14 protein-coding genes are annotated in these 13,823 nt (G+C 67.5%); 1 reads left to right on the top strand and 13 read right to left on the bottom strand.

What is annotated here, in order from left to right; translation table 11 throughout:
* Positions 1-79 precede the first annotated feature (79 nt).
* Positions 80-610, top strand: a complete 531-nt coding sequence (locus ACPCUW_RS03780; protein WP_423423672.1) for a class IV adenylate cyclase — start codon at positions 80-82, stop codon at positions 608-610.
* A gap of 60 nt (positions 611-670) precedes the next feature.
* On the opposite strand, the gene ACPCUW_RS03775 is transcribed toward ACPCUW_RS03780, so the two are convergent.
* The 13 genes from ACPCUW_RS03775 to ACPCUW_RS03715 all read right to left on the bottom strand — a co-directional run bounded on the left by ACPCUW_RS03775 (position 671) and on the right by ACPCUW_RS03715 (position 13,716).
* Entirely contained in the window at positions 671-967 is a 297-nt protein-coding gene (locus ACPCUW_RS03775) for a gas vesicle protein K (RefSeq protein WP_030518151.1), read from the bottom strand.
* On the bottom strand, positions 960-1,211 hold the full coding sequence (locus ACPCUW_RS03770; RefSeq protein WP_423423671.1) for a gas vesicle protein: 252 nt from the start codon (positions 1,209-1,211) through the stop codon (positions 960-962). The genes ACPCUW_RS03775 and ACPCUW_RS03770 overlap by 8 nt, the downstream gene beginning before the upstream one ends.
* Positions 1,208-1,996, bottom strand: coding sequence for a GvpL/GvpF family gas vesicle protein (locus ACPCUW_RS03765; protein WP_423423670.1), 789 nt, complete (start codon positions 1,994-1,996; stop codon positions 1,208-1,210). Before ACPCUW_RS03765 ends, ACPCUW_RS03770 begins: the two co-directional genes overlap by 4 nt.
* Entirely contained in the window at positions 1,993-2,391 is a 399-nt protein-coding gene (locus ACPCUW_RS03760; RefSeq protein WP_423423669.1) for a gas vesicle protein, read from the bottom strand. Before ACPCUW_RS03760 ends, ACPCUW_RS03765 begins: the two co-directional genes overlap by 4 nt.
* The gene (locus ACPCUW_RS03755) at positions 2,388-2,711 is read right to left on the bottom strand and encodes a gas vesicle protein (RefSeq protein WP_423423668.1); all 324 of its coding nucleotides are present in this window, start codon (positions 2,709-2,711) and stop codon (positions 2,388-2,390) included. The genes ACPCUW_RS03760 and ACPCUW_RS03755 overlap by 4 nt, the downstream gene beginning before the upstream one ends.
* Before the next feature lie 28 nt (positions 2,712-2,739).
* Positions 2,740-2,967, bottom strand: coding sequence for a gas vesicle protein GvpG (locus ACPCUW_RS03750; RefSeq protein ID WP_063016993.1), 228 nt, complete (start codon positions 2,965-2,967; stop codon positions 2,740-2,742).
* A 3-nt stretch (positions 2,968-2,970) separates the two neighbouring features.
* Positions 2,971-3,732 carry a GvpL/GvpF family gas vesicle protein gene (locus tag ACPCUW_RS03745; RefSeq protein ID WP_423423667.1) on the bottom strand — a complete coding sequence of 254 codons (762 nt, stop codon included), beginning with the start codon at positions 3,730-3,732 and terminating at the stop codon, positions 2,971-2,973.
* Positions 3,732-4,145 carry a gas vesicle protein GvpJ gene (gene gvpJ, locus ACPCUW_RS03740; protein WP_174553898.1) on the bottom strand — a complete coding sequence of 138 codons (414 nt, stop codon included), beginning with the start codon at positions 4,143-4,145 and terminating at the stop codon, positions 3,732-3,734. The genes ACPCUW_RS03745 and gvpJ overlap by 1 nt, the downstream gene beginning before the upstream one ends.
* Entirely contained in the window at positions 4,142-5,221 is a 1,080-nt protein-coding gene (locus ACPCUW_RS03735) for an SRPBCC family protein (protein ID WP_423423666.1), read from the bottom strand. Before ACPCUW_RS03735 ends, gvpJ begins: the two co-directional genes overlap by 4 nt.
* Positions 5,222-5,226: 5 nt before the next feature.
* Entirely contained in the window at positions 5,227-5,841 is a 615-nt protein-coding gene (locus tag ACPCUW_RS03730; RefSeq protein WP_423423665.1) for a hypothetical protein, read from the bottom strand.
* 172 nt (positions 5,842-6,013) lie between these two features.
* Positions 6,014-6,325 carry a hypothetical protein gene (locus ACPCUW_RS03725; protein ID WP_423423664.1) on the bottom strand — a complete coding sequence of 104 codons (312 nt, stop codon included), beginning with the start codon at positions 6,323-6,325 and terminating at the stop codon, positions 6,014-6,016.
* 917 nt (positions 6,326-7,242) lie between these two features.
* Entirely contained in the window at positions 7,243-8,154 is a 912-nt protein-coding gene (locus ACPCUW_RS03720) for an alpha/beta hydrolase (protein ID WP_063017000.1), read from the bottom strand.
* Between the two features lie 108 nt (positions 8,155-8,262).
* Entirely contained in the window at positions 8,263-13,716 is a 5,454-nt protein-coding gene (locus ACPCUW_RS03715; protein ID WP_423423663.1) for a carboxyl transferase domain-containing protein, read from the bottom strand.
* Positions 13,717-13,823 lie beyond the last annotated feature (107 nt).

The raw sequence follows: 13,823 nt of genomic DNA, 5'->3' as shown, positions 1-13,823 counted from the left end.
GCGACACCGAGTACGACCGACTCGCCGCCCGGCGTGCCGGATGAACATCACTGTGACACAGCATGTTTGGAGACACACCTTGCCTATCGAGCACGAAGCCAAGATTCTCGGCATCGATCCTCGGACCGCCGAACGCAAAATTCTCGACAAAGGGGGAAGCAAGCTCGGCGAACAGTTCATGCGGCGCTACGTTTACGACATCACCCCCGGCGATGAATCCAAGTGGATCAGACTCCGCGACAACGGAAACGGCATCACGCTCGCCGTCAAGCACATCACCGACGATTCCATCGACGGCACTCACGAGGTAGAGGTCACCGTCAGTGACTTCACTGCCACCAACGAACTGTTGAAGCTGATCGGCTTCATGCCCAAGTCGTACCAAGAGACCAAGCGCGTGAGTTTCACTCTCGAAGGTGCCCAGCTCGAAATAGATAAATGGCCCCTGATTCCTCCGTATCTGGAGATCGAAGCAGCGACGACGGAGGACGTAATCCGTGTCGCCGAACTGCTCGGCTACGCGGAGTCCGACCTCATCGGCGAGAACACGATCAAGATCTACGCTCGCCACGGATTCGATCTGAATACCATTTCCGAACTTCGCTTCTGAGCGATCCGCCGGTCCGCACCCAACACTGGGACGCCGCGAGTTACCGTATCCGCAACCCGGTCACTCGGGCGGGGGCAGTAATGGCCCCAGGGGACCGAGGTCGATGTTGAGGTCTTCCGGGGTGAGGCCGAAGTGTTCGCGCAGTTCCGCCATGCGTTGTTCGAGCAGCATCAGCGTGGTGCCGATGCGTTCGACCTGGGTGTCGGTGAGGTCGCCGGCGTCCACGCGGCGCAGCGCCTGGCGCTCCATGAGCTGACGCAGCAGCTCCACCAGGGTGAGCACGAGGGTGACCAGTCCGCGTTCGACGGATTCCGGGTCGGTGTCGATACGCGGTGGGATACCGCCGAATTCAGTCATCGGCGTGCTTGTCGGGCGACGTGGACAGGGCCGGCGGAAACAGGGTGCTGATCGAGGAGATGAGGGCGCGCAGCGAGATCTGCACCAGATCCACGTCGGCGATGGCCAGTTTGATGTCGCCGGTGATGATCACACCGCCGGCCAGCACCCGGTCCAAGAGGTCCACCAGCGCAATACGCCGCTCGGCGTCGACGCCGCGATCGGGCGGTGTGGTGCCGGCCCGCGTCATATCGGCCCGCGTCATGTCGGCTCACGTTGTACGCCGGCGAACGAATACGGTGGCCACGGGCCGGTGAGTTCGAGCCGGATACCGGGAAATTCGGCGCCGAGCGCGTTCACGGTCGCCGTGAAGTCCTCGGTCCGGTCGTCGTCGACGAGGTAGGTGCCGTTGAGCACCATCCAGTCCCGGCGGCCGCTCACCGCCGGATCGGTCAGTGGCTGACATCGTCCGGCCGCGGCCCGGCGCAGCAACCGCTCGTGCACCTGCGCCGCCCGCTCGGCCGCGTCGCGTTCGACCGTCTCCTGCGCGGACAATTGCGCGCGCCGCCGGGCGAGATAGGCCGCGCCCGGCGTCATGGTGCCGGCTTCGGCCTTGGCCTCGGCCACGGCGGCGGTGAGGACGGCACGGTCGCCGTAGGCGCGCACTCCCCATTCGGTGCGCCCGCTCACCAATTCCAACGCCGCGGCGAAATCCGCTCGCCGTTCGTCGAGCAGCTCACGCACCCGGTCGTCGTCGCGAAAGACGGTGGCCAGCCGCAACGGTACGGCCGGGCCGCGCCGCACCACGGCCGAGACGACCGCGTCGTGTGCCCGCGCGGTCGCCTCCAGCCAGTCCAGGTCTTCGAAGTTCCGCCGCAGCGGCTCTTCGCCGAACACATCCCTCGGCACCGAGCCGACGATCGCGGTGAGATCGCCGGAAACGATCGTCCGCACCGGCTCCCCCGCGACTCCGGTCGGCGCGGCGGTTTCCGCCTCCTCGTCGCTGCGGGGCGCCACCGCGTACAGCCAGACCAGGCAACGATCCGTCACGATCGCTCTTTCCTCGACTCGCGCCCGCGCTCGATGGGCTGCCGGCGTTCGTTCGACGCCTCCAATTGGGCGATCCGCTCGCGCAATTCCCGGTTCTCGATTTCCAGGTCGCTGTCCTGCTTTTCCAGCGTGTGAGCCTTACTGCTGAGCCAGGGGTCGGTCTCCCACCAGTCGATACCCACCGCCTTGGCCGTCTCCAGGGACGCGACCACCAACCGCAACTTGATGGTGAGCAGTTCGATGTCGAGGAGATTCACCTGGATATCGCCCGCGATCACCAAGCCCTTGTCGAGGACTCGCTCCAGGATGTCGGCGAGATTGGTGGAGTGGTGCCCGCCCCCACCCCCGCCGCCATAAGGCTGCGGCGCGTACGACTCGCCTCCGACCACCGTCATCGCTGCCCCCTCGAGCCGATGTCGGTGCTGCCGCGGATGTAGCGCTTGGTTCTGCGGTAGGCCAGCAGGTTCTCGTCGAAATCGATCTCCACCTGATACAGCGCCATGATGTCCGCCGAGGAGGGGATCCGGCGATCCTCGAGCACCTCGATCTCCACCAGCCACCCGTCGTCGGTCGGCTCCACGCTCGTGACGCCCTGGAGGGGGTGCGATGTCAATTCCGCGAGGCATTCGACCGCCACCCCAGCGGCCTGCGCCGCGGTGAGTGGCGGTTGTTCGTCCGATGCCTGGGCATCGTCGGAGATGGTGTCGCGGGCCACGGGAGTCACTTCTTCCGGTCGGTCGGACCTACCTCGGACCGGTCATCCGATTCAGGATCTCTTGCTGCGCTTGCGCGGCCTCCTCCGCGGACAGCTCGCCGGCGGCCGCGGCACGGTCGATGTCCTCGAGCTCGCGCCGCAACCTCACGGGATCGTGCATTTGCTGTTCGACCTGCTCCTGGATCAATTCACTCAGCCAGATCACGCCACGAACCGGCGCGGCGGGAAGCAGGAGTATCGAAGAGAACAGACCCATGCCTCACTCCTTCGGTGCTCGCTTCGTCACGAAGTCGTAGGCGGCCATCGGCCCGAGCAGACTCAACTCCACCCGGCCGTCCCAGTCCGACATGAGCCGGCGCAACAACTCCTCCAACTCGTCCTGGCGGGCCGTTTCGATCAGTGCCGCGAGGTGCACGGCATCCTCTTCGTGGGTGGGGTCGCGCAGGTTGACCATCGCCTCGAGTTTCTCGAGTTCGGAAGCCACTTTGCGGGTGTCCTCGGCTCGCTTCGTCTCGATGGCTTGATTGATCATCTCGCCCAGCATGATTCGCTCGTTGCGGGTCGCATCCTCCGATTTCCCACGGATCTCGTCCCGGAGGCGTGCGGCGTCGGCATTCTCGTCGAGCAGTTCGCGCAAGATCGCATTCTCGACGTAACGTCCTCTGATAACGAACTGCACGCGCCCCTCGAGTTCCACCAGGGCCGCGTGGAATTCGTCTTCGTTCGCCTCGAGCAGTTCATTTTCCACCGCATCGGTGTCGGTCATGACCGCGCCGAACCGCAGCGGCAGCACGGGGGCCACCGCCGCGGACCCGTCGAGAAGTTTCTCGTGGGCGGTGAGGTCCTGGGGTGTGCCCAGGGGCCGATCGGAGGAAAGCGGGCTGACCAGCGCGGCGATGTCGCCGTGCCGCACGACCGTCACCTCACCCGGTGGATCGCCGACTCCGGTGGCGTGTGGCTGCGGCTCGACGTCGGCGGGCACGATGCCGTAGACGTAGACGGCTGTGGTATCGGCAGCCATCACCGCTCCTCTCGCTTGGAGGGCCGGTGCACCGTCTGCCGCTTCTCCTGCACATCGCCGAGGAAGTCCGCGACCTTCTGTCCGGCCGCATCGAGTGCGCCCTTGGTCTTGTGCTTGGCCGCGCCCTCGGTGACGTCGCCGACGATGTCGGTGATGCCCTTCGGTTCACTGGTCGAAATCTCCAGCCGGTTCACCGCTTCGGCGAACCGCAGATATGTGTCGACACTGGCGACCACGACGCGCGCGTCGATGGTCACCAATTCGATGCCCACCAGCGACACCCGGGCGAACGCGTCGATGACCAGGCCTTTGTCGAGAATGGTGTCGATTACATCGGCCAGGCTGGACGAATTCGGCCGGGCCATCGTGCCGGCTCCGCCTCCGCCCCCGCCTCCTGCGGGTTCGATCGTCATCTTCTTGCTCCTCCGCTCACACGTGGCCGGCGAGTGACCGAGCTCTTGCGGGCGGCCGTTCGGCGGCGAGGCGGCTGCGGTTCTTCCTCCTCGTCCCGATCGCTCCGATCCCGGTCCTGCTCGTCTTCCTCGTCCTCCTCGTCTTCTTCTGCCTCATCCGGTTCTTCGTCGGCGAAGGCTTCCTCGTCGGCGTTGTCCTCTTCGTGGTCCTCCTCGGCGGCCTCTTCTTCCTCCTCGCGTTCTTCCTCTTCGCGCTGTCGTGCCGTCTCGTCGTCTTCCACGACCTTGGCGTCGCGAATCTCGCCGTGCCAGCCGACGATGTCGTCGCTGTGCAGGACCGCATCAGTCATGACATGACGCTGAAAGTGCTTGAGCTCCAATCGGCATCGGCGCCCGGCGGCGCGCCAGATATTGGCGGTCTTCTCGAACACTCCCTGCGGGTGGTACTCGAGCACCACCAGGATGCGGGTGAGGTTCGGGGTGAGCTCGTAGAAGCCGACGGCACCGTCGATATAGCCCTTGGCGCCCTTGGAGCGCCAGATGATCCGCTCGAACGGAACCTGTTCGATGATGGTGGACTCCCAGGTTCGCCTCGACCAGAACACCTTGCCGGTCCAGCTGAGTTTCTCGTCGGAGACCTGCTCGACCTGCTCGAGCTTTTTCGTGAACTTCGGGAAGTCCGCGAATTGGGTCCACTGGTCGTAGGCCAGATCGATCGGCACGCCGACGTCGATCTCCTCGACGATATTGGTCAGCTTGAGCTTCTTCCCTCCGCCTCCTTTGCCACCACCGGTCAGCGAATTCTTGATCGATTGGAACGTCTCCCCCGCCGAGTGCTTGAGTTTGCTCATACCTCCGCTCATGACGGCGTGCAGTGGGGAAGCGCCGCCGGCCAGCTTGTCGACGCCGGTCACGGCCGCGAGGAGATTTCCCTCGCCACCCGCGTAGTCGTTCAACCGGCCGGCGGTCTTCGAGACCCGGTTCGACAGCCCTTCCACCGCGCGTTCGGCCAGCGTGCCCGCGAGGTTCTGCACCGATTGCTGGAGCGGGCTGGTCGGCTGAGCCGTTTTCGCCATCGCTCTCACCTCCTCGTGCGTCGCACGGGCGGTTCGTCGGAATCGGAGCCGCTGCGGCGTCGGCTGACCGAAACGGGTTTGCGTTCCGCGGATTTACGAGTAGTGGAAGTCCGAGAAGTCGTCTTCCGCGCGCGGGGGGCCGCGGACTTGCGTGTCCGCGGGGCGGGCGGCTCCCGGTCTTCTTCCCGGTCACCGGAATCGACTTCCTCGAGATCTTCGTCGGAGGACTCCACGTCCAGGACCTCGGGCTCGCCTTCGTCGTCCGGCTCGGCTGCCGGTGCTCGCTCGCGGTCCTTGCCCGACAAGAGGGAGTCGCCCGACAACAGGGACGAACCCTGCTGCAGCCGGGTGTTGAGTGAGTCGAGCTGATTGCTCGCAGCGGTCACGGCGGCGGACCGGGCCGCGCCCAGCAATTCGTCGCGAACGGTATCGGTGAGCTGCGTCAGATCCGCCGACGACTTGAGCAGCGATGTCCCCCGTTCCAGCAACTCACCGGGAATGTCCGACGAGCGTTTCGCCATCATCGCCCCCGCCACCCCCAGCGCGAACCGCATCTTGCGCGTGCGCCCCAACACGTAACCTATGCCCACCCCTATCGCGATACTTGTGCCACCTTTCATGGCCTTCTCCTGGTTTGCTCGACACGCCGACGCGGACGCACTGCCGCGGGATAGGTCGAGCGACGACACCCCGATGTTTGGAGTAAGCCACATCACAGAATGGCCTTACATCAGCGTATACCCAGCTATCGCTGTTGTCGGCCATTAGCCGGATAGGCTTCCGGCATATCGATCACTGCAGGTGCCGGGTACGCCGGCGCGGACGCAGCACGCGCACTGCTCGCCACCAGCCACGCGGTGTGGCGACGAACCGCACCGGCCCGTCGAATCGGTCCGTCGGGTCGACTTCGGATGCGGAGGTACCGGCCCGGCGGGCGGCCTCGTAGCGAGCCAGACCTTCTCGGAACGCGGCCGGGTCACCGCCGACGTCGGGGTGTTGGGCGCGCACGAAACGGCGGTAGGCCGCGCGGTCGGCGGCCGACCAACCGGCGCCCGCCGACGCCCTGCGCGATTCCCGGATCGGTTCGGGATCTGTGCTTGCCATCCCCTCCAGTATCACCACACCCATCGCGCCGAAACCGTGACCGTACGCGCTGTCCGAAATGGGTACTCCGTCGCCATGAACGACAGCGCGCAGATTCGACCGGTACCGATGCGGCGGCGGCCTTGGTTCGCGGATCTGGAAGAAGCCGAACGACGTGGCGCCCACGGCAATGCCGGACTCGGCTATTTCGATTGTGATTGCGAGATCTGCCACCGGCGGTTCCGGCCCGCAGCGGTCTGAAAATTCTTCGCGCCGTTCGGTTTTCGACGAGCAGTCCGATCGCCGAGGGTAGCCCTGGTGAGCGCCGCCTCGGCCGTAGTGATCTTGGGCGCCGGAACTCTGGCCCTGAAGTTCGTCCCCTCGACGAGCAGTCTCGTCCACGAGTATGCCGATTCCGCTCTCCCACAACTCGATTCGGCATCGATGCAGGCCGCGGTATCCAGCGCGCCCGACCGAGCAACGGCGGTTCTCACGCAGGTGAACGGACCCGTAGGACAGTGGTCCGGGACTTCCGGCGTCGCCGGCACGGCCACGAAAGCCCCGGTGCCGGTGGACGGGCGGTTCCGTCCGGGCAGCGCCGCGTCTACCCGATACCACTGCCCCGCAGACCGATACGACGATTCCCGGCCCCACCCCATACGGCTACGTAGCGCCGAGGGACGAGCGACAGTGGCCGAAGCCGGGCCTACTACAGCGCGGGCCTCATGCGGGTCACCTCGGCGAGCGGAGTGACGGTCTGGGGGGAAGACCGGCAGTACCTACGGTTACACGGACGGAATGTTCACCACCCGAGACCTCGGTCGCCGCCTGGTCTACTCCTTCACCCCGGTCACGGGTGGCGGCAACGATATGGCGGTCGTGAACCGGCTGATCTCGGCGGCGTTCGTTCCCACTGCCGGGAACCGTCGAGAACAGGCTCAGGCGCCGATACCACCGGCCAGTACGGGCCAGGAATCGTGGAGGTCCGCCTCGAACAGTCCCCAGGTGTGGGAGCCCTCGGGCCGGTCCACGAACACCGCCGGGATGCCGAGTTGCCCGAGCCGACCGGCGAAAGCACCGGTACACGCACTCGCGACGGCCTCCACCGGTGGGAAGGGCAGTCCCCGGTCGATACCACCCGGGATGCCGGACGCCGCCGACAGATAGATGGCCTTGCCGGCCAGGGCGCCGGCCCGCGCGAAGGCATCGTGTGCGGGCCACGCCCCGGTTCCCGGCAGGCCCCACATATTGCCCGGATTACCGCCGCCCCGCACGACCTGGGCACTCACCATCGCGATCCCGGCCGGATCGTTCGACCACGGGCACCCGCTGTAGGAGGCCACCGCGGCGAAGCGTTCCGGTGCCTGGATGGCGAGGTCCACCGCCGACGCCCCGCTCATCGACACCCCGGCGATCGCATTGCGGCCCGTGGTCCCCAGCTGGGCGTCGACCACATCGGGCAGTTCCTGGGTGAGGTAGGTCTGCCAGCGATTGCGGCCCATCATCGGGTCGTCGGCGATCCAATCGGTGTACATGCTGTTGGGCCCGCCGATCGGCATCACCACATTGACATGCTTGTCGGCGAAGAACGCGCGCACATCGGTGTCGTCCCACCAGGAGATGTTGTCCACACCGCCGCCGATGCCGGTGAGCAGATAGAGCGTGGGTGCCGGTCCGCCACCGGCCGCGCGGATCACCCGGTTCGTGATCACCCGGTCCATCGATGGCGAATAGACGTCCATCTCGACCGCCGCCGGACCCAGCGGATGTTCGCCCACCACATGCGCCGCCGGGTCAGCCGCGGCCGAACCCGCCGCGAAAGTACCCCCGGCAACGACCGCACACACCATTACGAGAAGTCGCGTGATTACCGTCACGACAAGGGACTACCCCGCCATGATCATCGCAACGCGGCCGAACCCGTGACCGGCCGCGGACGGCCGGTCACGGGCAGGAAATCAGCCGAGACGCGCCTCGATCGCCTCGATGATGCGCGGCCGCAGCTCGCGAGCGCTGATCACCGCGTCGACCGAGCCGACCTCGACGGCGCGGTGGATGTTATGTACCCGGTCGAACTCGGCGGCGACCTCGCCCAGCTTCTCCGCGCGCACCTGCGAACGGACCTCGTCGAGTTCGGCGGACAGCTCCGCGCGCTCGGTGCCCGACGCGTTCGCGACCCGCGACTCCAGTTCACGCACCCGCGAATCCGAGGCGGTGCGGGTGTTGACGTCACCGGCGAACACCACGGCCGCGGCCGGGGCGCCACCGAGCACCGAGGCGAACGAACCCTCCAGCGCGAGCACGGTCATATTCGGGTTCAGCGCCTTCGAGAACACCACGAACGCACCGCCGTGGTAGCGCGAGATCACGCAGAACACGATGGGCCCGCGGAAGTTCACGATCGCCCGGCCGATTTCGGCACCGTATTCGAGCTGCAGCTTGCGCATCGACTCCGGCGATCCGTCGAAGCCGGACAGATTCGCCAGCACCACCAGCGGGCGGTTGCCACTGGCCGCGTTGATCGCGCGAGCCGCCTTCTTCGACGACCGCGGGAACAGCGTGCCCGCGGTGTAGGTGTCGGGTCCGTCGGTGGACGGGAAGCCGCGCCGCGGCACACCCCGCGATTCGATGCCCAGCAGGCAGACCGGGATACCACCCACATGCGCGTCCTGGACGACGGCGGTCTCCGCATCGGCCATACCCGCCCAGCGCTCCAGCACGGCGTGGTCCTGGTCGGCCAGCGCCCGCATCACGGTGCGAATATCGAAGGGCTTCTTGCGATCCGGGTTCGCGGTCGCGGAGAAGATCTCGCCGACAGTCGTGAAATCGCTGTCCGGCACGTTGTGTGGGAACGTGCACACGTCGCGGTCGATCGGGTCGGTGGTCTGCGCGCGGCGCGGACCCTGCTCACCGGGAGCGATGTAGGTGTGGTCGTAGTGCGACATCAGCACATCGCGGGCTCCGGCCAGATTCGGCGCCCAGTACTGCGCCTGACCGTTGGGGCCCATCACGCGGTCGTAGCCGCCGATGCCGAAGTTGTCCTCGGCCGACACACCGCCGGAGAAGTCCAGCGCCTGCTTACCGGTCAGCACCATCGCCGAATCCGGGGTCATCACGAGGATGCCCTTGGTGTGCATGAGCATCGTCGCCTCGGCGTTCCAGTACGGCTGCGCGCCGACGTTGATGCCGGAGACCACGATGTTGATCTCGCCGCCGTCCTGGGTGAATTCGACGATGCGCTTGAGCGCCGCCGCCACCCAGTCCATGTTCTCGGTACCGGACTTCATCGAGATCCGGGCGCCGGAGGACAGCGCGTACCACTCGAGCGGCACCTCCATCTGCTCGGCCAGATCCAGCGCCGCGATCACCCGGCGGCACTCCGGCTCCGAGAGCGCGCCCAGCGACTTGGTCGGATCGCCGAGCAGCACCACCCGCGTGATGCCCTGCGGATGCCGGTCGGTCGGCGTGTTCACCACACCGGCGACCATCGCCGCGGTGTTGCGGCCCTTGGGCCGGTCGACCGGGACGAGGGTGTGCGCGGCGTCGAGGTCGTATTCGGTGAAAGTGCCGAGCAGACTGGTCAATTCGTACGGGTACACGGTGCCGCGGCCGGCGGCCCGCAGCACCTTCTGGCGGTACTCGTCGAGCGGTTCGACCGGATCGTCGGTGCGCTCGCCGACGGTGACCTCGGTGCTACCGGTGGCATCGAACCGGATGCGCACGACGAGCTTGACGAGCTCACCGGTCTGCGCATCGGGCTGACGGGCGATGAGCAGGATCTCCTCCAGCCCGGCGCCCGCGGTGGCCGGTTCGACGCGACCGACGATGGTGTCCAGTTCGGCGCGGGTCACATCCAGCGGCGGCCAGATGTAGAGCACGATCCGGTTGGTGTGGAAGCGCTTGGCCGACGGCCGCCGCGACTGTGCCCGGCGGATCGAATCGACACAGGTCGCGACCGTACTCTCGGCGGTCGGCAGCGACAGCAGCCGGCCCTCGTGGTCACGCAGCGCGGTCAGGTCGCGCACCTGCGCGAAGGCGATCAACCGCTCGTCGGCGGGGTTCTCCTTCGCGACACCGCGGAACAGGTAGACCTCCTCGTCGGAGGACGGCAGCCGGGTGAGATCGAACTTGCGCAGGCGGCGCATCTGCATCCGCTCGGCGATATAGGGGTGCAGGCCGCGGATCAACCGCTCCTCGGCCAGACCGGTCGCCGACGGGCGGAAGGTGAAGTGGTGGTGCATCACCGCGCCGTTGCTACCCGCGACGGTGGCCGTGATCCGATTCACCTGGTTGGGCAGCGACCGGGCGCCGAGCACCTCCTGCAGGGCGGCGGCCATCGCGTCGAAGTCCTCCGGCTGGTTCTCCCAGCCGAGGTAGATGTCGGCCTCGATGGAGGCGGCGCCGCCGGCCAGTTCGGTGAGCCCGCTCAGCACCGTGTCGAGCGAGTCGAAACTGACGGCCGCGGAGACCAGATTCACACCGCGGCGTTCGGCGACCACGAAGGTGCAGCCGTCCACCTCCTGGGTGCGGACGTCGGTCAGGCCCTTGTTGCCGTAGTACCGCCGGGTCAGCACCTCGAGCATGACGGTGTTGTCGGGGTTGCCCCGCACCAGCCGCTGGGCCAGCAGGCGTACCAGCGGTTCGGTGCTGCGCACCATCTCGGCGATGCGATCGGCGCGGTCGGCGGCGTCCGGATGCGCGTCCAGATGGCTCAGATGCTTGCGGACCGTGGTGTAGACGCGCGCGCGGTTGCGGCGCAGCAGCGGCTGGCCGTACCAGGCGTAGACCACACCGCGGGTGATGTCGGCGATCACCGGGAAGCGCACCTGGGTCGCGGCCACCAGCCGCTCCAGCGCCAGACCCACCGGTTCCTGCAGCACCCGATCCGGCACCGGCTCGCCCAGCCATTCGCGCAGCAGCGTGGTGACGACGGTGACCGTGTCGGACGGGCGCTGCTGGGCGAGGAAGATCCGGAAGACCGCGGCCTCGAGTTCCGGAGTGCGCTCCAGGTCGGTGACGCCGTAGTGCGCGAGCGCCTTCGACAGCTTGGCCCGGTAGGACTCCGGCAGTCCGGCCCGCTCGACGTCGAGACTCTGCAGATAGGTGTGGAAATATTCGCGGGCGCTGTGGACGTGGCCGTGGCCGGCGTCCTCACCCCAGAACTGGCTCAGCTCGGCGAGATCGGTGAAGACCTCGATCAGTTCCAGTTCCTCGGCGAGCGGGCGGCGGCTGTCCGCGATCGCCGCGCGGCGCGCGGCCAGGTAGTCCGTCAGGACACGGCCGCCGTCGTGCGGGTCGACGTCGAAACCGAGCAGCAGCCCGCGCAGATCCTCCTGGCCGCGCACGGTGCGCTCGTGGGCCAGCACCTCGGTGGGCGCGGTGGGCAGGTCCAGTTCGACCGACTCGACCGCGGCGGCCTCGTCGGCCTGATCGTCGTCGGCGATCGGTTCCAGCCGCAGCAGCGGCGCGCCGGCCTCGACCTGCGAGCCGACCGAGACGCTGCATTCCTTGAGGCGCGCCCTGAACGGCGACCGCAGCACGGTCTCCATCTTCATCGACTCGAGGACCAGCACGGGCGCGCCCGCCTCGACCTCGTCGCCGACCTCGAGCGGCTTGGCGACGACCAGCGCGGGCGCGGGCGAGCGCACGACACCGCCTTCGTCACGGCTCACCCGATGCGTCACGCCGTCGACATCCACCACGTGGGTGGGGCCGTGCGTGCCGGTGACCAGCCGATACCGGGTGCCGTTGACCACGATCTGACCGGTGTGGCGGTCGAAACGCTCGAGATCGACGTCCGCGGTGGCGATCTCGCCGGCCGCCTCGATGCCGATCCGGAATCGGTGCGCGCCGACTCGCGCGACCCGCAGGCGGTAGCTCGCGCCACGCAGCTTCAGGTCCAGCGGGCGGCCGCTCTCGTGCTGCACCTGCGGGCGGCCACCGGCGGCGGTGGACAGCAGCCGATGCCGCTCGGCCCGCTCCTCTTCCTCGTAGGCGTCGATGGCGGCGGCGGCCAAGGCGACCGCGGTGTGCCGCTGGGCCACCAATCGGCCCTCGCCGCGCACCCGGTCGATCCAGCCGGTGTCGGCGCTGGCGTCGATGACCTCGGGCTGGTCGAGCAGATCCAGGACGAAGCTCTTGTTGGTCGCGCCGCCCTCGATGATCACGCGGGTCTCGCCGACCGCGCGGCGCAGCCGGCCCAGGGCCTCTTCTCGATCGCGGCCGTAGGCGATGATCTTGGCGATCATCGAGTCGAAGTCGGCGGGGATGGTGTCGCCCTCGCTGACACCGGTGTCGACGCGGATACCCGGGCCGGCCGGCAGATCCAGCAGGGCGATGCGGCCCGGCGCCGGGGCGAAGTCGCGGTCGGGGTCCTCGGCGTTGAGGCGGGCCTCGATGGCGTGCCCGCGTTCGGCCGGCGGCTCACCCTCGAGCCGTCCGCCGGAGGCCACGTGCAACTGCGCCCGGACCAGGTCGAACCCGGTGGTGTACTCGGTGATCGGGTGCTCGACCTGCAGGCGGGTGTTGACCTCCAGGAAGGCGAACAGCTCGTCGCCGGGGTGGTAGAGGAATTCGACGGTCGCCGCGCCGCGGTAACCGACCGCCACCGCGAGCCGCTCGGCCGAGGCCTTGAGATCGGCGACCTGTTCGGGCCGCAGCACCGGCGAGGCGGACTCCTCGATGACCTTCTGATTGCGCCGCTGCACCGAGCAGTCGCGCACGCCCAGCGCCCACGCGGTGCCCTGACCGTCGGCGATCACCTGAACCTCGACATGGCGAGCGCCGGTGACCAGCCGCTCCAGGAAGACGACACCACTGCCGAAGGCGCGGGCCGCTTCCTGGCTGGTGCGCTCGTAGGCGTCGACCAGTTCGGCTTCGTTGGTGATGACACGGATACCGCGACCACCACCGCCGGCGGTGGCCTTCAACATCAGCGGATAGCCGATGTCCTTGGCCGCCGCGATGGCGGCGTCCAGCGTCTCGACCGCACCGCGGCTCCAAGGCGCCACCGGCACCCCGACCTCTTCGGCGATCAGCTTCGCGCCGATCTTGTCGCCGAGTTTGCGCATGGCGTCCGGGCTCGGACCGATGAACGTGATACCGATGTGCTCGCACAGTTCCGCGAAAGCGGGATCCTCGGCGACGAAACCCCAGCCGACCCAGACGGCGTCGGCCTTGGTTGCCACCAGCGCCTTCTCCAGCGCTTTCAGATCCAGGTAGGGGCGGGCGGAGGCCGGACCGAGGTCGTAGGCGATATCGGCCTCGCGCACGAACGTCGCGTTCCGGTCGACATCGGTGTACAGAGCGACGGTTTCGATCTGTCGCGCGGTCGCCGCGGCCAAATCTCGGACGGCGTGGATGAGGCGCATTGCGGCCTCACCCCGGTTCACGATGGCGATGCGGCTGAACACTCGCCGACTCCTTTCCACAGCGTAGGCCCGGTGCATGGGCAGAATTCGAGGTATCGCGGCTCCGCGTAGTGTGCACCTTTATTCCACGAATGTGTACGCCGTGCAGG

The organism is Nocardia sp. AB354 (assembly GCF_049538315.1).
GTDB lineage: Bacteria > Actinomycetota > Actinomycetes > Mycobacteriales > Mycobacteriaceae > Nocardia > Nocardia nova.
This window is presented reverse-complemented; position numbering and strand designations above follow the sequence as displayed.